A 22,292-nucleotide genomic window follows, 5' to 3' on the forward strand; every position below is an offset into this window, starting at 1 on the left:
CGTGAGAAGCGCATGGAGCATTTGCTAACCGTCAATCGGCTGCAGACGGCCTTTCGTACCGATCAGGGGGAAGTGATTTCAATTGATGATGTCAGCTTTCGGCTTAAACCGGGAGAGACGCTGGGCATCGTTGGCGAGTCTGGCTGCGGCAAAAGCGTCACCTCCTTGTCGATTATGCGATTGCTCGGGGCGAAGGGGCGCATCAGACGCGGGGAAATTATTTTTGAGGATAAAAGCCTTGGGGAACTGACCGAAGCTCAGATGCGCGATATTCGCGGCAATGATATTTCAATGATTTTTCAGGAGCCGATGACGTCGCTTAATCCGGTATTTACGATCGGGCATCAAATGATTGAAGCGATTCGGCTGCATATGAGCTTGGATAAAAAGGCGGCTAGAGCCTATGCGATAGAAATGTTGAAAAGGGTAGGCATTCCCCGCCCCGAGGTTATGGTGGATGAATATCCGCATGCGCTCTCCGGGGGCATGAGACAGCGGGTCATGATTGCGATGGCGCTGTCCTGCGAGCCGCGCCTGCTCATTGCGGATGAGCCGACGACGGCGCTGGACGTGACGATACAGGCGCAAATTTTGGAGCTGATGAAGAAGCTGAAGCAGGAGTCGGGCACCGCGATTATGCTCATTACCCATGATCTTGGCGTCATTGCGGAAATGGCGGATAAAGTCATCGTGATGTATGCAGGCCAAGTTGTAGAGGAGACGGATGTGTATACATTGTTCGATGAGCCTAGGCATCCCTATACACAGGGGCTTATGCAGTCCATTCCGCATATTGATGCGGAGCTTGGCGAACGGCTTGCATCCATACCGGGCTCCGTCCCGTCCTTGCAAAATATGCCGGCAGGCTGCCGCTTCCGTGCCAGATGTCCCCATGCGATGGAAAAATGCGAAGCGGAGCTTCCACCATTAATTCCCTCCGGCAAAAATCACTTAACACGCTGTTGGCTCGCTGAGCAGCCGGCAAGCATGGCGAAGGAGGCTGCGTATGGTTAATCCGGAGCTGGCAGGCAGACAGCCGCTGCTGCAAATCGAGCAGTTGAAAACCTATTATCCGATTCGTAAAGGGGTCATCTCCCGTACGGTCGGGCATGTCAAAGCGGTCGATGGCGTCAATTTGGCAATCTATCCGGGCGAGACGGTGGGGCTGGTCGGGGAGTCCGGCTGCGGCAAATCTACGATTGGCCGCACGATTGTCAGGCTGGAGGAGCCGACGGAGGGGCGGATTTTGTTCCGGGGCGACGATATTGCCCATTATGGCAGCAAGGCGATGAAGCAGGTCCGCTCGGACATGCAGATGATTTTTCAAGATCCGTACTCCTCGCTCAATCCGCGCAAGCGCATTAGCGATATATTGGCGGAGCCGATGCTGGTGCATGGCATTTTGCCGAAGGAGCAGGTGGCGGGCGAGGTGGAGATGCTGCTTGAAATTGTAGGCTTGCCAAAAAGCTACAAAAACCGCTATCCTCACGAGTTTTCGGGGGGACAGCGCCAGCGGATCGGCATTGCACGGGCGCTCTCGCTTAAACCGAAGCTGATCGTCTGCGATGAGCCGGTATCGGCGCTTGATGTATCGATTCAAGCACAGGTGCTTAATTTGCTAAAGGACTTGCAGAAGGAGTTTCAGCTCACTTATTTGTTTATCGGTCACGGCCTGGGTGCCGTTCGGTATATTAGCGACCGCATTGCGGTCATGTATTTGGGCAAGGTCGTTGAAATTGCGACGACGGAGAGCATTTTTCGCCAGCCGAAGCATCCATACACGCGGGCGCTGCTCAGCGCCTACCCGGTCCCTAACCCGCATTTGCGGACGAAGGAGCGCATCGTTATTCAAGGCGATGTGCCAAGTCCGGCGAATCCGCCAAGCGGCTGCCGGTTTCATACACGCTGCCCGCTGGCGATGGCAATCTGCCGCGAGCAGGAGCCGGAGCTTAAGGGCGCCCAGCACAGCGTCGCATGCTTTGCGAGCGAAGCCTAACGTTGTGGCGGGATTGCAAGAACGCTGGAATGCAAGAATGCGAGAACGCTGGAATGCAAGAATGCGAGAACGCTGGAAGGCAAGAACGCTGGAAGGCAAGAACGCAAGAATGCGGGAATGCCCGCAGGGAACATTTTTCACTAGAGTCTATCGTTTATGAGAAGAGGGGGAGAGCCGCATGCTGGCCTATATCATTAGGCGTCTGTTAATTGCTGTGCCGGTGCTGCTGGGCGTGACCATCATTAATTTCATTGTCATCAATCTGGCGCCCGGAAGTCCGGTCGAAATGATGATCGACCCCAATACGCCGCCAGCCGACATTGAAGCGAAGAAGGACGCGCTGGGGCTGAATGACCCTCTGTATTTGCAATACATCCACTGGTTGGTTGATGTGTTCAAAGGAAACTTCGGCTTCTCGCTGACGACCTATCAGCCTGTGGCGCAAATGATCGGCGAGCGCATTGGGCCGACCGTCACCCTTATGGGGCTGTCGCTCATCGTCGGCTTGGCGATTGCGGTTCCCCTCGGCATCATTAGCGCAACCCGGCAAAATTCCAAGCTGGATTATTTGGCGACTGGCGGTTCCTTTCTCGGCATATCCATTCCGAACTTTTTCCTCGCGCTGGGCTTAATCTACGTATTTTCACTGGAATTAAAGCTGCTGCCCTCAGGTGGCATGATCACGCTTGGGGGGGATGGCGGGTTCGTCGACCGGTTGAAGCATCTCATCCTTCCCGTACTCGTACTGGGGACAGGCATTGCGGGGAAAAAGATTCGTTATGTGCGGTCGAGCGTCATTGATATTTTAGGCCAGGATTATTTGCGGACCGCACGCGCCAAGGGCGTACGCGAGTTTATGGTCGTGAATAAGCATGCCTTGCGCAATGCGCTGATTCCCATTGTCACGGTCATCGGGCTTGAAGTGCCGATTCTGCTGGGCGGTGCTGTTGTAACCGAGCAAATATTCTCTTGGCCGGGGATCGGCCAGCTGACGATGGGCTCCATTATGAACAGGGATTATCCAACCTTAATGGCATTAAACTTATTGGCGGCTTTCATGGTGCTTGCGGCAAACCTGCTGACAGATATTATTTATTCCGTTGCAGATCCGCGTATTAAATATAAGTAAGAACGTAACGAAAACGATAGTCTCGCAACAAGGAGAGGGGGAAGCGCCATGGCTATGCTGCAGATGAGCACGAACAAGGCAGCGGGCTCTGGAGGTGGAGGCGGCCAGCTCGCAGAGACGGCTGTGAAAAGCAGCCATAAAGAAGAGAGCTATGCAGGGATGGTCGTTCGCAGATTTAAGAAGCACAAGCTTGCGGTAGCGGGGCTTGTCCTCATGACGCTGCTTTCGCTGGGAGCAATTATGGCTCCTTGGATCGTTCCGCATGATCCTTATCAGGTGACGGAGGCTTTCGAAGCCGAGCCTTCCGCCGAGCATTTGCTTGGCACCGACCAGGTAGGGCGCGATGTGTTGAGCCGGTTAATATACGCGGCGAGAGTGTCGCTTATGGTCGGCTTGGGCTCCGTCTTAATCAGCGTCACGATAGGGACGGTGCTGGGCCTCGTTTCGGGGTATTTTGGCGGCATTGTGGATATGGCGGTCATGCGGGTGACGGATATTTTTATGTCCTTTCCCCAGCTGATGCTTATTCTCGTTGTGGTCAGCGTAGTCGGTCCCAGCTTGACGAATGTCATTTTGATTCTTGGCTTCCTTGGCTGGACGGGCGTAGCGCGGTTTGTAAGGGGAAGCGTGCTGTCGATTAAGCAGATGGATTATGTCAAAGCGGGAGTCGCTTTGGGACTAGGTACGCAGAGTATTTTGTTCAAGCACATTTTGCCAAATGCTCTGGCTCCGATTCTCGTGAATGCAACCTTCGGTATTGCAGGTGCTATCGTATCCGAGGCTTCGCTTAGCTTCCTGGGGCTTGGCGTTCAGCCGCCAACAGCAAGCTGGGGCAATATGCTTACCGATGCCCAATCGCTTACGGTGCTGACCTCGCAGCCATGGCTGTGGCTGCCGCCGGGCATCATGATCGTCGTTAGCGTATTGTCGGTAAATTTTATCGGCGACGGGCTGCGCGATGCAATGGATCCAAAAAGCTTGAAATAACGACCATTTTAAGGGGGACAATCATCGATGAAGACAAAAAACAGTTGGAAAATGGTTTGTGCGCTTGTTGGAATTATATCTATGCTGACACTAAGCGCATGCTCAAGCAGCGGTCCAGCTACAGCCGGAGAAAGCGGCGGCAGCGAAGCGAAGCCAGCGGGGGAAAGTAAGGTCGTAAACATTGGGATTACGAATGCGCCGCTTATGTTTAATCCCATTGACCAGACGGATAATACGTCGATTATTGTGACGTCGATTTTGTTCCAGCCGCTCATGGAGCTGGATGAAAATTTGAAGTTCGTTCCGATGCTGGCCGACAGCATTGAAACCGAAGATAATCAGGTTTACACCGTAAAGCTGAATGAAAAGGCCAAATGGAGCGACGGTGAGTCCGTCACAGCGGATGATGTCGTATTTACGGTGAAGCTGATTGGCGATCCGAAGTCGATTGTATCGCTGTCCACTCGTTATGCGCTGCTGGAAGGCTTCGATGAGCTAGGCAAGCTGCCGGAAGGGGCAAGCGATGTAGCGGGCGTGAAAAAAATCGACGACCACACCGTCAAATTCCGCACGAAGCAGCCAGTGGACCCTAACCTGTTCATGGAAAGCTTCGGCAAAAACCTTAAGCCGCTGCCGGAGCATGTATTGAAAGACGCGAGTCCAGAGACGCTGGCGCAAAATCCATTTTTCCAAAAGCCGACCGTCGTCAATGGACCATTCACCTTCGTTACTTACGCCAAGGATCAATATATTGAGCTGCAAGCCAACAAAGATTTTTTCAAAGGCGCGCCCAAGCTGGACAAGCTGAATTTTAAAATTATGCCTTCGAGCAATTTGGTTGCCCAGCTGCAAAGCGGCGAGATTGATATGAACTTCCCGGGTATCGGCACGATTTCGGTACAGGATTTTGAGAAAGTGAAAAACATGTCCAACGTTAATGCGGTGTCCGGCAAGCCGTTCAACTACCAAAATCTTTATTTCAATAATGAGACGATAACCGACGCTCGCGTGCGCCACGCTATCGCTTATGCGATTAATCGCGAGATGATGATCGACAATCTGCTTAAAGGCGAAGGCGAGAGCATGGATGTGCAATATACGCCGATTCACCCGTACTATAACAAAAACCTGACGCCTATTACGTATAATCCGGAAAAAGCGAAGGAGCTGCTCAAGGAAGCAGGCTGGGATTCGAGCAAGACGCTGAGGCTGGTCGTGCCTTCGGGCAATAAGACGAGGGAGCAGGCTGCCGACATTATTGTCGAAAATTTGAAGGCGGTAGGCATCAACGCCCAAGTGCAAAAGTTTGATCTTGCCACGTCGGTGCAGAAGCTGATCAAAGGCGAATACGATTTGGATATTTTGGGCCTCATCTTTATTCTTGATCCCGATTTGACGACCGTATTTGGTACGGGAAGCAAAACAAACTATGCCCGCTATTCCAGTATAGAAATGGACAAGCTGCTGCTGGAAGGCACGAAGGAGACGGATTCGGACAAACGCCGCGTCATCTATGACAAGGTGCAGGAGCTAATCATGGAGGATCTGCCGCAAATTGCTTTGTTCGCCGATTACCGCCTGCTGGCAACGAACAAACGCGTGCTGGTCGGTGGGCCGAAGGATTTGGGCGCGTTCATCAATGTGTATGAGTGGGATGTGGAGTCGAAATAAGCGGCTTGAAAAGTAGCAAGCAGATTTAGTAATTCTTTAGCCAAATAAAAGCCAACCAACTAGCCAGCGCTGTTTGGTTGGCTTTTGTTATTTTCTATAAATTTCGGTTTTCGGAAAATTTTCCATTAATATATTTTCAGAAGGACGGACACGATTCCCGAAGCGCAAGCAGCAGCAAGAGAGAGGTAGGCCCAACTATTTTTTCTGAAATAGGTGAGGAAAATTGCGAGCAGGGACAAGGCGGTGGACAGCAGCGAGGATGCCAATGCGCCGCCCCTAAACGTAACATTCTGGTAAGGGATAAATGACTGCACGAGCATAAGCAGCAAGCTGAAGGCGATAACGGCGATTTGATAAGGGGCAAGCATCTGGTAGCTGCCCTTTTTGTCTGTAAGTTTAACTGTCACATAAACAATAGCTGCGATAAACAAAAGCAATGGCAAGTATAGCTGGAGCATAGAAGTTCCCACCTTTTCACCTTAAATTCCTTTTTATACCATACCTGATGGTTTACGAGAATCGCAACTACTCTTTTTTCTGGATAAGAAAACGATTACATTTATTCAAAAATAGTGATTTAGATAGAAATGAAGCAGATAGGGGTAATGTAGGGAGTTGGCGGAAATGCAGAAGATCATCGCCTTATTTTATGAGAAATACCCCCTTTTTAGTTGCGAGCATGATAGACATCCTCCCATACATCTTGGTAAATGGCGGGGCTTCAACCATGAAGGATTTTGTAGTATGATGTATGATAGTTAAAATGAGTCCGTTATAGGGCACGCTACAGGAGGATTTCAGTATGTCGGAACAAGCTGCAACGAATTTATCGGCAAGCCGCCAGCAAGCGAACAATTTGCTGCGTAGGGATGTTCGGTTTCTAGGCAACATACTCGGCGAAGTGCTCGTCCACCAGGGCGGCAAGGAATTGCTTGAAATTGTGGAGCAAATCCGCGAAACAAGCAAATCGTTGCGAGCGGAATATATTCCGGAGCTATTCGCGCAATTCAAGACGACCGTGTCGTCATTGAGCCCGGAAATTAGGCACCAGGTCATTCGTGCCTTCGCGATTTATTTTCAACTGGTTAACATTGCTGAACAAAATCACCGTATTCGCCGCAAGCGCGATTATGAGCGTTCTACTGGGGAAGGCGTTCAACGCGGCTCCATTGAGAGCGCTGTAGCGGATCTGAAGGAACGTCAAATCGCAGTGGAAGATGTACAGCAAATGCTGAGCGGCATTTCGCTGGAGCTTGTCATGACCGCACATCCTACGGAAGCGACACGCAGAGCGGTACTGGATATCCACAAGCGGATTGCCGAAGATGTGATGGAGCTTGATAATCCGACGCTGACTTACCGTGAGCGCGAGAAGCTTCGCGAGAAGCTATTGAATGAAGTGCTTATTTTGTGGCAAAGCGATGAGCTTCGCGACCGTAAGCCTACGGTTATCGACGAAGTTCGCAACGGCTTGTATTATTTTGATGAAACGTTGTTCGAGGTGCTGCCTGCTGTTTACGAGGAGCTAGAGCGCTGCCTTGAAAAATATTATCCAGGTGAAAAATGGCATGCGCCAGACTTTCTCCGTTTTGGCTCGTGGATCGGCGGCGACCGTGACGGCAACCCTTCCGTAACCGCGAAGGTGACGTGGGAAGCGCTGACGATGCACCGCCTGCTGGCGATTCGCAAATATGAAGAAACGCTGAATGAGCTGATGGGCCAACTGAGCTTCAGCACGAACATTGTGGAAGTGTCGGATGAATTGATTGAATCGATTCGCCGCGACCGCGAGCAGGTTGAGCTGAAATGCGTAGAGCTGTGGCGCAATACGAAGGAGCCTTACCGCATCAAGCTTGGCTTTATGCTGGAGAAGCTCGCCAATACGCGCAATGAGGCGCTTAAAGGCTCCGCTATGCGCTATAACAACCCGGAAGAGCTGCTGGAGGATTTGAAAATTATTGACCGCAGCCTGCGCAATCACTTCGCGGATTATGTCGCAGATACGCATATCGGCAAGCTGGTACGCCAGGTTGAGCTGTTCGGCTTCCACCTGATGACGCTCGATATTCGCCAGCACAGCAAAGAGCATGAAAATGCGATGACGGAAATTTTGGCGAAAATGAACATTACGCCGAATTATGCGGCTTTGAATGAGGATGAAAAGGTTGAGCTGCTGCATCGCCTGCTGAATGACCCGCGTCCGTTGACGTCGAGCCATTTGGACTATACAGATGCAACGCGTGAATGCCTCGATGTCTACCATACGGCTTACCGTGCGAAGCAAGAGTTTGGCCCGAACTGCATTTCGAGCTACCTGATCAGTATGACGCAGGGCGCCAGCGACATGCTGGAAGTCATGGTCTTCTCGAAGGAAGTCGGCTTGTTCCGCCAAGATCGCGACGGTACCGTTCACTGCTCCGTTCAATCGGTGCCGCTGTTCGAGACGATCGACGACCTTCATGCGGCTCCAGCTATTATGAAGCAGCTGTTCGAGCTGCCGATTTACCGTCAAGCCATTGCGGCTCGCGGCGATCTGCATGAAATCATGCTGGGCTACTCCGACAGCAATAAAGATGGCGGAGCGGTTACAGCTAACTGGGAGCTGCGTGTAGCGCTTAAGGAAATTACAGCAGCGGCGAACGAATACGACGTTAAGCTGAAGTTTTTCCACGGACGCGGCGGCGCGCTCGGTCGCGGCGGCATGCCGCTGAACCGCAGCATTTTGGCACAGCCTCCGCATACAGTAGGCGGCGGCATCAAAATTACCGAGCAAGGCGAAGTGCTTTCCTCGCGTTATTCGATGCAGGGTATCGCATACCGCAGCTTGGAGCAGGCCACTTGGGCGCTGATTACAGCTGCGCGCTTGGCCAAATATCCGGAGCAAGGCCAGACAGCCGAGCCGGAGTGGGAAGAGATTGCCCGTTCGATTTCCGAGACGGCGCTGGAGAAATATCAGGATTTGATTTTCCGCGATCCGGATTTCCTCACGTACTTCAAGGAATCGACACCGCTGCCTGAGGTTGGCGAGCTGAACATTGGCTCCCGTCCATCCAAACGGAAAAACAGTGACCGCTTTGAAGATTTGCGTGCGATTCCATGGGTATTCGCATGGACGCAAAGCCGTTATTTGCTGCCAGCCTGGTATGCAGCCGGCACAGCGCTCCAGCAATATGTGGATGGAAGCGAAGAGCGTCTGCAAACGTTGAAAACGATGTATGAGCAGTTCCCATTCTTCCGCTCTTTGATCGACAATTTGCAGATGGCACTGGCGAAAGCCGATCTTATTATTGCGAAGGAATACGCGGGCATGATTTCCGACGAGGCGATCCGCGACCGTATTTTCCAGCAAATTGAGTCGGAATACGCGCTGACGTCGCAAATGATTTTAAGCATTACGGGCCAAACGGAAATTTTGGATAACGTACCGGTTATTCAAGAGTCGATTCGCCTCCGTAATCCATACGTCGATCCGCTCAGCTATATGCAGGTACAGCTTCTGACTGAGCTCCGCGGACTGCGGGCGAAGGACGAGGATGATCCAGAGCTGCTTCGTGAAGTATTGCTTACGATTAACGGAATTGCCGCCGGCCTGAGAAACACGGGCTAATAAGGCGCTTGAACAAATAAATAAACGCCAGAAAACGCTGGCGTAAACAGGAAAGCCAAGCAGGGCAGCCATTGCCCAGCTTGGCTTTTTTTTGCGTTGAAAAGGTGGGTTGAGCGGCAGCGAGGGGACTTGTTATGCGCTTGTACAGCTTTTTAGTACGCAAATAGGGCTGCCCCGAAAGGTTTTATGTTGCTTTAAATATCGCTTAAGTTTGGTTTAAGGTGCATCCTGCATGATGTATACATAGAAGGCAAACGAAATGACCGAATACACACTGACTAATCCTTATTATCTCAATACTTAGCTTACGTGAAGAAATTTACTCGGTAAAACTTGAAGGAGGCAATCAAGATGAGCGAGGACAACCAATATAGAGGAACAAATAACAGCATGAATGGACAGGGAGATGAACGTATGTCGGATCAAGTAAATGGCGGCGAACAAGGGAAACAACAGGCGAAGATGAACGCAGCGGGGGCAAGCGATAGCAAAATCGAGCAATCGAGTGCAGTTGGCAAGCCAGAGGGCGAGCAAGTTTTCAAAACCGTTTATGGTTATGAAGATGCGGCTGAACCGGGGCATGAGGCTTCGGCGTCAGCGGATCCGGATAGCAGCCAGACAACGCCGGAGCAAACAGATCCATCCGCAGCGCAGCAGGAAACAGCTGCAGGGCAAGAAGCTGGAAAACAGACGGCGCCGCTTGTTGCTTCCTACATCTACGAGTCGGAGCGTTCTCCCTCTAACTTGCGCCATTCGTATGAGAAGCAGCTCAGTGAGCTGCGGACGATGACGGATAGAGGACAGAGCGGCGCAGACAGAGGCGACGATGGGGCTTCACAGAAGCCAGCGAAGCGTACGCCGTTGAAGTCCATTTTTGCAGCATTTTTAGCAGGGGCTGTCGTCATTGGCGGCTTTATGTATACGGCGGATCGCAGCAATTTGTTCACAGGCGGCGTGGCTACGGTAAATACGACCAACGGCAGTGTAGTTAGCAATGGCAGCGAGAGCAGCGCGGGCGTGACAACAGCAGCGAATTCGGTGGACAGCCAAATTTCCAACATTTATGCGGCAGCTTCCCCGGCCGTTGTCAAAATTGAAAATTACGGCCAAGCGACACGCGCAAGCGGACGCGGTTCAGACTACTGGCAGTTTTTCGGGCAGCTGGCACCGCAGAGCGGCGAGCAGCAGCCGAGTGCAGGCTCTAATGACCAGAGCGGAACAGACGATTCCAATTTGCAGCTTACAGGCTCGGGAACGGGATTCATATTCCAGTCCGATGGCTACATTTTAACGAATGAGCATGTCATTAGCGGAGCTTCCCAAGTGAAGGTAACCGTAGAAGGTTATGATGAGCCGTTTGTGGCTAAGGTGGTAGGCTCCAGCGCCGATCTGGATTTGGCGGTTCTGAAAATTACCGGAACGACGGCGTTCCCGACGCTGTCGCTTGGCGACTCTGACAGCACAGCAATCGGCGACTGGGTTATCGCAATCGGCAATCCGTATGGCTTTGACCACACGATGACAGTGGGTGTGCTAAGCGCGAAAGAACGTCCGATTTCCGTCCAAGACGAAGATGGCGGCACGAAGGATTACAAGCATTTGCTGCAAACCGATGCCTCCATTAACCCGGGCAACTCGGGCGGTCCGCTGCTCAATACGAGCGGTCAGGTCATTGGTATTAATACGGCGGTAAGCACCGAGGCGCAGGGCATTGGTTTTGCCATTCCATCGAGCGAAATTCAAAGCGTGCTTCAAAAACTGATGACCAATTCCTTATAATATCTTTCATAAAAAAGGTTGGGAACGAAGTGCGGTACGCAGCGCATCCGTAAAAGGCCCGGCAAGAGCAGCATCAAGCGATAAGCTTGAGAGCTGCTTTTTTGCCATAAAGAGTGGAAAACGTATATAATAGTTCAAATAAGGCAGCGATAGCCGTTTCAACTTGCGCATTTATCTTGCTTTTTAAGTCCATGTGGATTACGATTTTCTATAGAGTTTAAGGGCAGAGGACGCGGCAGGAGTTATATTTGTTTTAGTAGGCATTGCTGATTCATAATAGCACTCGCGGCAACAATCCGTTCAAACGGAAAGTTTGGAGGAGTAGAAGTGAATGTATTGGAAGCCCGCCTTGCAAAATTATCGTTAAAAGGCGACCAGCGGGCATTTGCTGAGCTCGTAGGGCTCTATCAGGACAAGCTTTTTCACATGGCGTACCGCATGCTGAGCAACCGTCAAGAGGCGGAAGATGTCGTGCAGGAAGCGTTCATGCGAGTGTATAGAAATTTAGAGCGTTATGATGAAACCTTGAAATTTTCCACCTGGATTTATCGGATCGCGACGAATCTTTGCATCGACAAGCTGCGCAAGCGCAAGCCTGTATATTCGCTAGATGCGGAATCGACGGATCATGAAGGTTTGGATGGTTATTCGATGATTCCAAGCGACAATCGAACGCCGGAGTCGGAGACGCTGCTGTCTGAGACACAGCGGATTATTCATCAGGCGATTGCCTCGCTTCCGCCGAAATACAAGACGGTAATGATGCTGCGCTATATTGAGGATTTGTCTCTTCAAGAAATTAGCGAGGTCATGGATATCCCTGTCACGACGATTAAGACGAGGGTACACCGGGGACGGGAGTTTCTGCGCAAGAAGCTGGAATACAAGCTGTAAAATTGGCCGAAAGCTTGTCGCGAAATTTTGAAACACTTTCGGATTTGATACGTATCCTATAGTTGTAGTAGGGCGTTAACGTAAGCAAAAGAAAGAAAGGACTGGCTGCTATGGAATGCAAAGTCGCCATCGGAATGATGCACGACTATTTTGACGGTGATCTGACCAGACAAGGTACGATGGATTTGAAGGGGCATATGAGTACTTGTCCCGCTTGCCTCGCTCGGTTCGAACAGCTGGAGAAGACGGAAGCGATGACTTTTTCCGCCTTAGAGCATGCCGCAGTGGTCCCGCATTACGATATACAGGCTTCCGAGAAGCTGACGCAGCTTATTTTGGACCAAATACCGAAACCGCAGGCGAAGACTCGTCCGCAGTATTTGCGTTTGCTCTACAAGTACCCAGGCGTAACGGTCGCAGCGATTTTTGTACTCGTTATGCTGGGCAGCTTTGTCTCCATGTGGGGACACGATACGAAGCTGGTGGTGTCGGGCGAGGATCTGCATCAGGTCGTTATTGACGGCAACACGGTTACAATTCCAGAAGGTGTGCATATTAAAGGAAATTTGATCGTTGAAAATGGCATGGCCGACGTTAGAGGCGAAATCGATGGCAATGTAACGGTCATTGACGGTTCCCTCAATTTGGCCTCGACCGGTTTTATTGCCGGGCAAAGCCGGACCATTGATCAGGCACTGGATTGGTTCTGGTATAAGGTAACGACAACTTTCAGCGGATTGGCTTCTTAGGTGAGCTGCCTTCCTGACGGGAAGGCAGCTTTTTTTTCGGAAATATAGGGAAGGATATGATTGTTCCATCCTTTCTCTATATTTCTCGGAATGAAACGCGCTGCACCGCCAAAGGAAGGCGACAGCTGTTTCACCTTGAAATATAGGAAAGGATATGATGTGTCCATCCTTTCTCTATATTTCTCGGAATGAAACGTGCTGCACCGCCAAAGAATGGCGACAGCCGTTTCACCTTGAAATATAGGAAAGGATATGATGCTTCCATCCTTTCTCTATATTTCTCGGAATGAAACGTGCTGCGCCGCCAAAGAATGGCGACAGCCGTTTCACCTTGAAATATAGGAAAGGATATGATGCTTCCATCCTTTCTCTATATTTCTCGGAATGAAACGCGCTGCGCCGCCAAAGGATGGCGACAGCTGTTTCACCTTGAATAAAGGAGTTTCCGCACCGAATATAGAAAATAATAAGTTGAAATTCAAAATACATGCGATACGTGCTCGGTTGTTTGGGGGTTCATACATGAGTTACTTTGCAGATTTGACTTGGCAGAACGGCATCAAGGACGTCATTGATATCGGGATCGTCAGCTATATTATTTACAAAATCATTTTGCTTGTACAAGGAACCAGAGCGGTTCAGCTCTTGAAGGGAATCCTTGTGCTTATTGCTGTATGGGCGATTAGCACATGGTTTAATTTATATACGCTCAAATGGGTAATGAACCAAATGTTCACCTTTGGCGTCGTGTCTGTCCTCATCATTTTTCAGCCGGAGCTGAGGCGGGTGCTGGAGCAGGTGGGACGAGGAAAGCTGTTCGTCAGCTCCTCCTTCATGGATAAGGATGTCGTCAATGAGCAGATTGATGAAGTGATGAAGGCTGTTCAGTTTATGGCGAAAAGAAAAATTGGCGCGCTAATTGTATTTGAACGGACAACCGGCGTCAATGAACTGATTGAATCAGGTGTACAGATGGAGTCGCGGATTACCTCCGAGCTGCTGAACAATATTTTCACGCCAAATACGCCGCTGCATGATGGAGCGGTCATTATTCGGGGTAATCAAATTATGGCGGCGGGCTGTTATTTGCCGCTGTCTGAAAATCCTTTTATAAGCAAGGAGCTTGGGACGCGCCATCGTGCGGCCATCGGCGTCAGCGAGGTTAGTGACGCGGTGTCGGTCGTCGTATCGGAAGAAACGGGACAAGTTTCCTTGGCGCTCAACGGCATGATCGTTCGTGATATTAAAGAAGAATCGCTAATCTCGAAGCTGTTCGAGGAGCTGACTCCGAAGACGAATGGACGCACGAAGGAACGTCAGTCGTTCGCGTTCTGGAAGCGGAAAGGAGGCCAGGATGGATAAATGGCTTAGTCATCCGACAGCGATCAAAATTATTTCTATCGTCATTGCGCTGCTGCTGTGGGCAGTCGTGCATTTCGATCCGGAATCGACTCCTGCTGCGGTGACCTCCAATACAGATAAAAAAATTATCGAGGCCGCGCAAATTATTCCAACCGGGCTGGATGAAGCTAAATATTCGCTCGTGCAGATGGAGCCGACCGTTGTCAGGATTATGGTAGAAGGCCGCCGCTCCAAGCTGCTCACTGCCAAAGACGAGGATTATATTATTACAGCTGATTTAACCGGACTTGGGGAAGGCGAGCATGTTGTGCCGTTAACGTATACGATGCCGAGCGGCGTCAACCTGCTGGAAATTTCACAGCGTACGATAAAGGTAGATATCGAAGAAATTCAGACGAAGTCCTTTGATTTGGGGCTGAAGACGTCTGGTACGCCTTCAAGCGGCTATATTGTTGGAACGCCATCACTGGTCGGCAAGGAAACAGCTCCGTCCGTTAAAGTGACGCTTCCGAAGGATGAAATGGAATATGTCGGTTCGGTAAGCGCGACCGTTAGTGTGGAAGGCGCGAAATCGACAGTTGAGGATAAAAAAGCGGGTGTTGTCGTTTATGATACGGAAGGCAAAGTGATGGAGCATGCCATTACCGATCCGAAGATCGTCGATGTGGAGGTTCCCGTCACTCCTCCAATCAAGATGGTTCCGCTCCAGATCAGCTATACGGGCAGCTTGCCGGAAGGTTTAAGCATCGCTTCGATTAAACCGGAAATCGACAAAGTTGCCGTTTATGCGGATCAAAAAACGCTTGATGCTCTCGAAGTATATAATGGGGTGACGATTGATCTCGGAGCTGTCGAGCAGTCGGGCACGGTGAAGGCGAAGGTCACGAAGCTGGATGGCATAGTGATGGTTGAGCCTGCTGAAATTAATGTTGAGGTGAATGTCGTTTCATGGGAAGCGCTGACCTTGACGAGAGCGATTCAATTAACAAATGTTGGCGAAGGGCTTTTTGCTGAAATCAGCAAGCCGCAGAGCGGCGAGGCGAGCCTCACCATTCACGGCGCACCAGATGTGCTATCGGCAATTAGCGACAAGGATTTGCAGCTGACAGCTGATTTGCAGGGACTGAAGGCTGGAACGCATACGATTAAGCTGTCGACAACGGTGCCGCGTTTCGTGACCTTGACGAACGAAGAAGCGGCATTAACCGCTACGGTAGTTATTGGCGAGAAGTCTGATCCGGTGACGGCAGATCCGGAAGAAAGCGGCGGTACGACCAAGCCGGAGCCGACTCCAACGCCTGAGCCATCGGCAACGCCGGATGAGGAAGAAAGTACGCCTAGTCCTGGCTCGGGAAACGATGGCGGCAATGATGGCAATGGTGCTACGAATGCGGGCGGCGAGCCTAGCAATGGCAGCTCCGCAAACGCAAATGGTTAGTTGATTAATGAGCAGCAGCATAGGATTGGCTGGTTTTTCAGTCAATATCGATATAATAAAAGGGGCTAGAACGACAATGGGGAAATATTTTGGTACAGATGGCGTGCGCGGTGTCGCGAATCAGGAATTGACGCCAGAGCTTGCTTATAAAATTGGCCGCTGCGGCGGATTTGTATTAACGGGAGAGGCAGATAAGCCGGTAGTTGTTATTGGACGGGATACGCGTATCTCCGGTCCAATGCTGGAATCAGCGCTTATCGCTGGCTTGCTGTCTATCGGCGCAAGCGTAGTGCGCCTAGGTGTCGTGTCGACGCCGGCAGTCGCTTATATTACACGCGAGCTGAAGGCGGATGCGGGCGTTATGATTTCCGCTTCGCATAATCCGGTTGAGGATAATGGCATTAAGTTTTTCGCTGGCGACGGCTTCAAGCTGTCGGATGAGACGGAAATTCGCATTGAGCAGCTGATTGATGCGGAGCAGGATGAATTGCCGCGCCCTGTAGGCGGCGATATTGGCACTGTAACCGATGACGATTCCGCGAAGAAGCGTTATCTGGACTTTTTGAAAACGACGATTAGAGGCGGGTTCAGCGGCCTTAAAATCGTGCTCGACTGCGCAAACGGCTCTGCTTATGAGCTGGCGCCAGCTGTATTCCGCGAGCTTGGCGCGGAAATTATTACGGTAGGAGCGGAGCCGGATGGCCGCAACATCAATGCGGGCGTCGGATCGACGCATCCGGAATATTTGCGTGAGCAGGTGCTGGCGCATAAAGCGGATTTGGGACTATCCTTTGACGGCGACGCCGATCGTCTGATTGCGATTGATGACCAGGGCGAAGAGGTCGATGGCGATTATATTTTGTGTATCATTGGCGACGCCATGAAACAGGCTGGAAAGCTGAAGCATGACACCATCGTTACGACGGTTATGGCGAACATTGGTTTCTTCAAGGCGGCGGGGCAGCTTGGCCTGCAAACCGCGCAAACGGCTGTTGGCGACCGCTACGTGATGGAAGAAATGCGTCGCGGCGGCTTCAACTTGGGCGGTGAGCAGTCCGGCCATGTTATTTTTCTAGATTATATTACGACGGGTGACGGCATTCTGACCGCTTTGCAACTGGTCGATACGATTAAAGCTTCCGGCCGCAAGCTCAGCGAGCTGAAAACCATTATGCGCAAGTTCCCGCAAGTGCTTGTTAACGTGCGCGTAGAAGACAAGAGCAAATACCTGGGCAACCAGGCGATTGAAGCAGCAGCGGAAGAAGTGTCTCGTGAGCTTGGCGACAACGGCCGCGTGCTCGTTCGTCCTTCCGGTACGGAATCGCTCATTCGCGTCATGGCAGAAGGGCCAGACAAGGCTCAGGTTGAAGCATACGTGGCAAAAATCGTTGATGTGGTGAAAAAAGAACTCGGTTAAAGATTAATGGGCTGAGTTTTCAGCGGCGATAATCGTTAACGATAGGAAACTTCAACCATAATCTTCAATGTCCGTAAGGGTTGGCGCCTATATACTTTAATGGCAGTAATATTATACGTGACTTATTTTTTATGTGAGCAATAGTAAACGATAGTAATGTTAAGCGGCATAAATGACAATAATCAGTGCCTTTAATGATTAAGGCCGCTTGCCTCCGGTGATTGAACCGAAGCATATGCGTTGAAGCTTGAGCGCATGCTAAGGTGATTTGCGGAGGCAGGCGGCTAGGCACCGATAATTTGTTGAGACATAGAATGAATGAGGCAATGGAGACAATCGGTGGGTATAGCTGCTTATGAATGGGCACGAGCCCGATGCTGTTGCATATTTGCCTGATAATGAATACAATAGAGAGTAATGATTTCATTCCAGAAGGAAAGCGAGGATTGAGGTTACACTGCAATATAAGCGCCAGAGCTTGCGTGATGATTCGTTTTGATGCTCTACGTAACCGATGAATGGGCTGCATGTTGGATGTGCGGACACAGTGGTTATGGAGAAGCACTCGGGGCGATCATACGGGAAGCTGACGAGGTGGAGGTGTTCGAAATGTTCGGCGGGGGCCTCCCGGTTATAGCATGCCAACCGAAAGCTGAGACGCAAAATGATTGGGCGACCATTCATACAAACGTTCAGCAGGCATCAACAGACGAAATAATTGAACTTTTATTCCCGTATGTCTATGGTGCCGCCTGTGGGGCTGGTATGGGCAGAGGGTTACACAACTTCTTTGGACAAAAGCAGAACTGAATTTGTGACAACCGAATAGCGCCTGTGCCGCATATAGGCAGGCATCCGTCATAAGGGCATTATACCTAAAACGGAGGTCTATTAAATTATGTGTGGAATTGTAGGATATATTGGTAAACGTGACTCGCAGGCGATTTTGATCGAAGGGCTGAAAAAGCTGGAATACCGCGGCTATGACTCGGCAGGTATTGCTGTATTCACAGACAACGGTCTTGAAGTTTCGAAAGCTAAAGGACGCCTTGCTAATCTTGAAGGCAAGCTGCAAGGCGAGCCATTGCATGGTTCCGTCGGCATTGGGCATACGCGCTGGGCAACACACGGCAAGCCATCCGATGTGAACTCTCATCCGCATACGGACAATTCCGCTAAATTTTCGGTCGTTCACAATGGTATCATTGAGAACTATCTGGATCTGAAAGATGAATTGACTGCGAAAGGCCATGTATTCGTATCGGAGACGGATACAGAAGTGATCTCGCATCTCGTAGCTGATGAGTATGACGGCAACATCATTGAAGCGGTGCAGCGTGCCGTTAAACGTATGCGCGGAGCATTCGCTCTGGGCGTTTTGACAGAGTTTGAACCGGAGAAGCTCGTAGCGGTTCGTTTTGCAAGCCCGCTCGTCATCGGCGTAGGCAAAGGCGAAAACTTCATCGGATCGGATATTCCGGCGATTTTGGAGCATACGCGTGACGTTTATATTTTGGACGACGGCGAAATGGCTATTTTGACACGTGATAGTGTCGAATTGATGACGACAGAAGGCGCAGCTATTTCCAAGGAAATATTCCATGTCGATTGGGATCTGGTAACCGCAGAAAAAGCCGGATTTGATCATTTTATGCTGAAAGAAATTTATGAGCAGCCGAAAGCATACCGCGACACGATGCTGGGCCGCGTTGCTGACGACGGCAAATCGGTACAGCTGTCTGAACTGGCGATGACGAAGGATTATATTAAATCGATTCGTAAAGTGCATATCGTAGCTTGCGGAACAGCATATCATGCTGGCCTTGTTGGTAAAACGGTTATTGAGTCCATTGCCCGCATTCCGGTTGAAACGGATGTCGCTTCGGAATATCGTTACCGCTCGCCGATCATTACGCCAGACACGCTCGTAATTGTAGTCAGCCAATCCGGTGAAACAGCGGATACGCTTGCTGCACTTCGTGAAGCGAAGCGCAATGGCGCTCGCGTATTGGCGATTACGAACGTAGTGGGCAGCTCGATTGCCCGCGAAGCGGATGATGTGCTGGTAACGTTGGCAGGACCGGAAATTGCGGTTGCTTCGACGAAAGCTTACACGTCGCAGCTCGTAGTATTCTACCTGCTCAGCTTGTATTTCGCGGATACGCTGGGAACGAAAAATACAGCGGAGGTAAGCGAAATTCTTGCTGCGATGCAAGAGCTTCCTGAGCAAGTGGAAAGCATTTTGGAGCAAGCGCCGGTATTGCGCGATATTGCTGAATCGATCTCCTCGCATCCGAGCCTATTCTTTATTGGCCGCGGCATTGACTATCCAGTAGCGCTGGAAGGCTCGCTGAAGCTGAAAGAAATTTCGTATATTCACTCGGAAGCTTACCCAGCTGGCGAGCTGAAGCATGGCACGCTGGCGCTGATCGAAGAAGGCGTTCCGGTTATCGCTTTGGTCACGCAGGAAGAGTTGTATGAGAAAACATTGAGCAATATTAAAGAAGTAAAAGCGCGCGGCGCGAATGTGCTCGGTATTGGTAATGTTGGCTATGAAGAGGAAGCGAACAAATCGGTTGATACACTGTTCTCGATCCCTCGCACACTGCCGATCCTGACGCCAGCACTGTCCGTTGTACCACTGCAATTGATCTCCTACTATGCTTCGCTTGCGCTCGGGCATGATGTTGATAAACCGAGAAATTTGGCGAAGAGTGTTACGGTGGAGTAGGGGAGAGTAATAAATTCCCCCCTGTTGTCCAGTGATAAAAAAGTGTGGAATCAGTAAAAAAAGTCTGGAACCTATGTTAAAAGTGTGGAACCAGTGACAAAAGTGTGGAACCGCTAGAACAGTCCCGATGATGCTTTGTTTAGATCATCGGGATATTTTTATTTAGAAGGGATTGTAGCTAATGCTTGGGGAACGAGTTCGTATAATTAGAAAAAAAAATCAGATGAATCAAATGGAGTTTTCGAACCGAGTTGGTGTGTCTCAAGGAACTTTAAGTGAACTGGAGCAGAGCAAATACAATCCGTCACTGGAGACAATATTGGCAATTATAAAGGAGTTTAACGTAAACCCCACATGGCTTTTGTTCGGAGATATGGCAAGTGAGGATGAACTTAAGGAAGTGGTAGGGGAGCTTAATCATGTGGAGAACAGCCTAATCATCAGCTTCAGGAAGTTGTCTGCTCGAGACCAGAGGGAGATTGTAGACATTGTTGAATTAAAGAATGATCGAAGGATAGAAAAACTTTAAAATTTCTGATCCATTAAAGGAAATTGTTTAGTCGCATTCCACAACTCACCACTTAAAGTTAACACCTCATCATTTTATATTTATTGCTGAGTCGACGAATTTCAGGTATCCATTTTTGATTTTAGTTTGGCAGCTGCTCAATCATTGTTTGGGCTAATTAGCAAAATAATTGACGATATTAGCTGAACTTTTCATTGTGGACACGAAACTTTTGTTGGGCAAAAAAGTAGACAAGGAGAACCTATAAGCGGATAAAATAGACCCATCCAAATTCGATGTTGAAAAATTAAAAAAAACCAAGATCAAGAGTTTAAATGCGTTAGAAAGTAAATCCGAGAGTTTTAGAGGAAACGTTATTAGGTTGAATTTAAATAAAGAGGTATCAAAATGTACGTCGATCTCTGTCTTTTAAAGGGATTCGACCATTCCTTAACGCTGTGAAATGCTGATAGAGCATAAAGAAACGAATTTCTCAATTGCTAGAAAAGACTGCCTATATCAGACCATTATGGAGCATTGAGCTCCGGCACGGCCATTCCGTTAAATCAACTATGACGTACTTTATTCGTCGTCTGTTTGGAATGTGAGTGTGACATTTAATCAGTTTTCTTGCGCATATGTAACAATGAACCTTTACAATAATCGAGCCAAAACCAGATGGTATATATTTTTAAAAAAATTTTGCTAATATCTTTCGGTTTTACTATCGTGAACTAATCCCTCGTCTTCTATACTTACTCTCCTCTTTGATACCGCGAATGTTATAGTCATCAACGTAATCACCCAGTTTCATTAAACGTTCTATCATGTAATAAGCCAAGTTCTATTCTCAAAGCTCCAGTTTGAAAACTTAAATTTTAAACGGACAGTTAAAGGTAGCAATATTATTGTTGTAGTCTGTTAAGCGGTTGAGCCAAGACTTGAAATGTTTAAAATATCGATAAACGGATAATAATTATAGTAAAACGGTTATTGGAGTGATTGAATGCAACAATATCATAAAAGATACGCAAAAGTAACAGGACAGGGGATTAGGGTTAATGAAAAACTATATTCGTGCTCTTTAGCTATTAGAAATGGGTGGTTTGAAAGGGCAATGATGGAAGGGGAATGGAGAGTAGTAGCCTTCCAATACCCGTTGTGTAGTGAATATTTTTTTATCCAACATGAAAATGAAATGATTACCTGCCGTCCTATTGAAATTAAGTCGGTTAATAGCGAAGATCTTGAAGCATATTACGAAATTATTCGAGCATTAAAAGAGTATCGAAGGCATCATGGGAAACTAAAATAATGAGTTGTCCGAGGTAGGCTCATCCGAAATTTGTGCATTAAGCAATGTTTTCGTTCTTTCCTCGGTTTCTCTAGTGACCTCTTGAAGTCTATTGAAGATTGATGAAATTATTTCATTAAGAAGGCGTTTATCATGACTATTAATCACCTTGTTGTCTACAATCAATACTATTCCAGAATCAATGAGTTTTAACAGATCCCATGAAGCTTCCTTGACAAATGAGTAATCGACTTGAGGTAATAAGCTCAATTGACCAAACGAACCCTGATAATACGGAGCTGCTACTTCTATAATTCCGAGTAAATAATCAGCGGACACATTTAGGGAGTTGCATAAAAGAACAATTTGTTTGTGATCTGGACTTGCTATCCCTCGTTCCCAGTTAGATATTACGTATTTTGAAGTGCCGATCTTTTGAGCGAGAAAATCTTGTGTCCACTCCAGCTTTATTCTCAAATCCCTAATTCTTTCTCCGATTTCAGACATACACACAACCTCCAACTTTTCTATTCATATGAAGAGATCATAGAATTATTATGAAAACTATTCAGAAAACTGAATAGTTACGATCCCATATTGGGATCGTAACACAGTAGAATATAAATTTACAACAGCTATTGACAAGTTGAATATTATTCGTTTATTATTTTTGTTAATTAAAAATTAACAAAATTTAAATTTAGTAAAATAATAATTTACAAGGAGGCGC

Annotated in this window: 18 protein-coding genes; 16 read left to right on the forward strand and 2 right to left on the reverse strand. The window is 49.0% G+C overall.

Annotation, left to right across the window (positions count from 1 at the left end):
* The first annotated feature begins 12 nt into the window (after positions 1 to 12).
* The 5 genes from AC6B99_RS31825 (at position 13) to AC6B99_RS31845 (ending at position 5,783) form a co-directional block, all read left to right on the forward strand.
* Positions 13 to 1,014 (forward strand): ABC transporter ATP-binding protein, encoded by a 1,002-nt coding sequence (locus AC6B99_RS31825; protein WP_056033131.1) that lies wholly within the window; start codon positions 13 to 15, stop codon positions 1,012 to 1,014.
* Positions 1,007 to 1,996, forward strand: coding sequence for a dipeptide ABC transporter ATP-binding protein (locus AC6B99_RS31830; RefSeq protein ID WP_494862866.1), 990 nt, complete (start codon positions 1,007 to 1,009; stop codon positions 1,994 to 1,996). The genes AC6B99_RS31825 and AC6B99_RS31830 overlap by 8 nt, the downstream gene beginning before the upstream one ends.
* 178 nt (positions 1,997 to 2,174) lie before the next feature.
* A complete protein-coding gene (locus tag AC6B99_RS31835) occupies positions 2,175 to 3,125 on the forward strand; it encodes an ABC transporter permease (protein WP_056033137.1) in 951 nt (316 codons plus the stop codon).
* A 54-nt stretch (positions 3,126 to 3,179) separates the two neighbouring features.
* On the forward strand, positions 3,180 to 4,112 hold the full coding sequence (opp4C, locus tag AC6B99_RS31840; protein WP_496665064.1) for an oligopeptide ABC transporter permease: 933 nt from the start codon (positions 3,180 to 3,182) through the stop codon (positions 4,110 to 4,112).
* A 27-nt stretch (positions 4,113 to 4,139) separates the two neighbouring features.
* Positions 4,140 to 5,783: an ABC transporter substrate-binding protein gene (locus AC6B99_RS31845; protein WP_496665058.1), complete on the forward strand. Its 1,644-nt coding sequence runs from the start codon at positions 4,140 to 4,142 to the stop codon at positions 5,781 to 5,783.
* A gap of 125 nt (positions 5,784 to 5,908) precedes the next feature.
* Here the strand turns inward: AC6B99_RS31845 and AC6B99_RS31850 are convergent, their stop codons facing one another.
* A complete protein-coding gene (locus AC6B99_RS31850; RefSeq protein WP_056033147.1) occupies positions 5,909 to 6,241 on the reverse strand; it encodes a hypothetical protein in 333 nt (110 codons plus the stop codon).
* A 344-nt stretch (positions 6,242 to 6,585) separates the two neighbouring features.
* On the opposite strand from AC6B99_RS31850, the gene ppc reads away from it, so the two are divergent.
* The 11 genes from ppc to AC6B99_RS31905 all read left to right on the forward strand — a co-directional run bounded on the left by ppc (position 6,586) and on the right by AC6B99_RS31905 (position 21,583).
* Complete coding sequence (ppc, locus tag AC6B99_RS31855) at positions 6,586 to 9,390, forward strand: phosphoenolpyruvate carboxylase (protein WP_494882187.1); 2,805 nt, start codon at positions 6,586 to 6,588, stop codon at positions 9,388 to 9,390.
* Between the two features lie 351 nt (positions 9,391 to 9,741).
* Positions 9,742 to 11,169 carry a S1C family serine protease gene (locus AC6B99_RS31860; RefSeq protein ID WP_496665059.1) on the forward strand — a complete coding sequence of 476 codons (1,428 nt, stop codon included), beginning with the start codon at positions 9,742 to 9,744 and terminating at the stop codon, positions 11,167 to 11,169.
* A gap of 327 nt (positions 11,170 to 11,496) precedes the next feature.
* The gene (gene sigW, locus AC6B99_RS31865; RefSeq protein ID WP_056033156.1) at positions 11,497 to 12,063 is read left to right on the forward strand and encodes an RNA polymerase sigma factor SigW; all 567 of its coding nucleotides are present in this window, start codon (positions 11,497 to 11,499) and stop codon (positions 12,061 to 12,063) included.
* Between the two features lie 110 nt (positions 12,064 to 12,173).
* Positions 12,174 to 12,812, forward strand: a complete 639-nt coding sequence (locus tag AC6B99_RS31870) for a zf-HC2 domain-containing protein (RefSeq protein ID WP_056033159.1) — start codon at positions 12,174 to 12,176, stop codon at positions 12,810 to 12,812.
* Between the two features lie 522 nt (positions 12,813 to 13,334).
* Entirely contained in the window at positions 13,335 to 14,174 is an 840-nt protein-coding gene (gene cdaA, locus AC6B99_RS31875) for a diadenylate cyclase CdaA (RefSeq protein ID WP_056033166.1), read from the forward strand.
* The gene (locus tag AC6B99_RS31880) at positions 14,167 to 15,612 is read left to right on the forward strand and encodes a CdaR family protein (protein WP_496665060.1); all 1,446 of its coding nucleotides are present in this window, start codon (positions 14,167 to 14,169) and stop codon (positions 15,610 to 15,612) included. Before cdaA ends, AC6B99_RS31880 begins: the two co-directional genes overlap by 8 nt.
* A 76-nt stretch (positions 15,613 to 15,688) precedes the next feature.
* Positions 15,689 to 17,029, forward strand: a complete 1,341-nt coding sequence (gene glmM / locus AC6B99_RS31885) for a phosphoglucosamine mutase (RefSeq protein ID WP_496665061.1) — start codon at positions 15,689 to 15,691, stop codon at positions 17,027 to 17,029.
* Between the two features lie 534 nt (positions 17,030 to 17,563).
* The gene (locus AC6B99_RS31890) at positions 17,564 to 17,839 is read left to right on the forward strand and encodes a hypothetical protein (RefSeq protein ID WP_496665062.1); all 276 of its coding nucleotides are present in this window, start codon (positions 17,564 to 17,566) and stop codon (positions 17,837 to 17,839) included.
* An 88-nt stretch (positions 17,840 to 17,927) separates the two neighbouring features.
* Positions 17,928 to 19,760 carry a glutamine--fructose-6-phosphate transaminase (isomerizing) gene (glmS, locus tag AC6B99_RS31895; RefSeq protein ID WP_056033178.1) on the forward strand — a complete coding sequence of 611 codons (1,833 nt, stop codon included), beginning with the start codon at positions 17,928 to 17,930 and terminating at the stop codon, positions 19,758 to 19,760.
* Positions 19,761 to 19,941: 181 nt separating this feature from the next.
* Complete coding sequence (locus tag AC6B99_RS31900) at positions 19,942 to 20,289, forward strand: helix-turn-helix domain-containing protein (RefSeq protein ID WP_494862848.1); 348 nt, start codon at positions 19,942 to 19,944, stop codon at positions 20,287 to 20,289.
* 985 nt (positions 20,290 to 21,274) lie between these two features.
* Complete coding sequence (locus AC6B99_RS31905; RefSeq protein ID WP_494862846.1) at positions 21,275 to 21,583, forward strand: hypothetical protein; 309 nt, start codon at positions 21,275 to 21,277, stop codon at positions 21,581 to 21,583.
* Here AC6B99_RS31905 and AC6B99_RS31910 read toward each other — a convergent pair.
* Positions 21,575 to 22,069, reverse strand: a complete 495-nt coding sequence (locus AC6B99_RS31910) for a helix-turn-helix domain-containing protein (RefSeq protein WP_494862844.1) — start codon at positions 22,067 to 22,069, stop codon at positions 21,575 to 21,577. The two genes, AC6B99_RS31905 and AC6B99_RS31910, sit on opposite strands and share 9 nt — an antisense overlap.
* Positions 22,070 to 22,292: the final 223 nt, after the last annotated feature.

The organism is Paenibacillus liaoningensis (assembly GCF_059609455.1).

Coding starts and splice junctions, on each gene's coding strand:
- AC6B99_RS31825 (WP_056033131.1), top strand. CDS start 13: ATGGAGCATTTGCTAACCGTCAATCGGCTGCAGACGGCCTTTCGTACC.
- AC6B99_RS31830 (WP_494862866.1), top strand. CDS start 1,007: ATGGTTAATCCGGAGCTGGCAGGCAGACAGCCGCTGCTGCAAATCGAG.
- AC6B99_RS31835 (WP_056033137.1), top strand. CDS start 2,175: ATGCTGGCCTATATCATTAGGCGTCTGTTAATTGCTGTGCCGGTGCTG.
- opp4C (WP_496665064.1), top strand. CDS start 3,180: ATGCTGCAGATGAGCACGAACAAGGCAGCGGGCTCTGGAGGTGGAGGC.
- AC6B99_RS31845 (WP_496665058.1), top strand. CDS start 4,140: ATGAAGACAAAAAACAGTTGGAAAATGGTTTGTGCGCTTGTTGGAATT.
- AC6B99_RS31850 (WP_056033147.1), bottom strand. CDS start 6,241: ATGCTCCAGCTATACTTGCCATTGCTTTTGTTTATCGCAGCTATTGTT.
- ppc (WP_494882187.1), top strand. CDS start 6,586: ATGTCGGAACAAGCTGCAACGAATTTATCGGCAAGCCGCCAGCAAGCG.
- AC6B99_RS31860 (WP_496665059.1), top strand. CDS start 9,742: ATGAGCGAGGACAACCAATATAGAGGAACAAATAACAGCATGAATGGA.
- AC6B99_RS31870 (WP_056033159.1), top strand. CDS start 12,174: ATGGAATGCAAAGTCGCCATCGGAATGATGCACGACTATTTTGACGGT.
- cdaA (WP_056033166.1), top strand. CDS start 13,335: ATGAGTTACTTTGCAGATTTGACTTGGCAGAACGGCATCAAGGACGTC.
- AC6B99_RS31880 (WP_496665060.1), top strand. CDS start 14,167: ATGGATAAATGGCTTAGTCATCCGACAGCGATCAAAATTATTTCTATC.
- glmM (WP_496665061.1), top strand. CDS start 15,689: ATGGGGAAATATTTTGGTACAGATGGCGTGCGCGGTGTCGCGAATCAG.
- AC6B99_RS31890 (WP_496665062.1), top strand. CDS start 17,564: ATGTGCGGACACAGTGGTTATGGAGAAGCACTCGGGGCGATCATACGG.
- glmS (WP_056033178.1), top strand. CDS start 17,928: ATGTGTGGAATTGTAGGATATATTGGTAAACGTGACTCGCAGGCGATT.
- AC6B99_RS31900 (WP_494862848.1), top strand. CDS start 19,942: ATGCTTGGGGAACGAGTTCGTATAATTAGAAAAAAAAATCAGATGAAT.
- AC6B99_RS31905 (WP_494862846.1), top strand. CDS start 21,275: ATGCAACAATATCATAAAAGATACGCAAAAGTAACAGGACAGGGGATT.
- AC6B99_RS31910 (WP_494862844.1), bottom strand. CDS start 22,069: ATGTCTGAAATCGGAGAAAGAATTAGGGATTTGAGAATAAAGCTGGAG.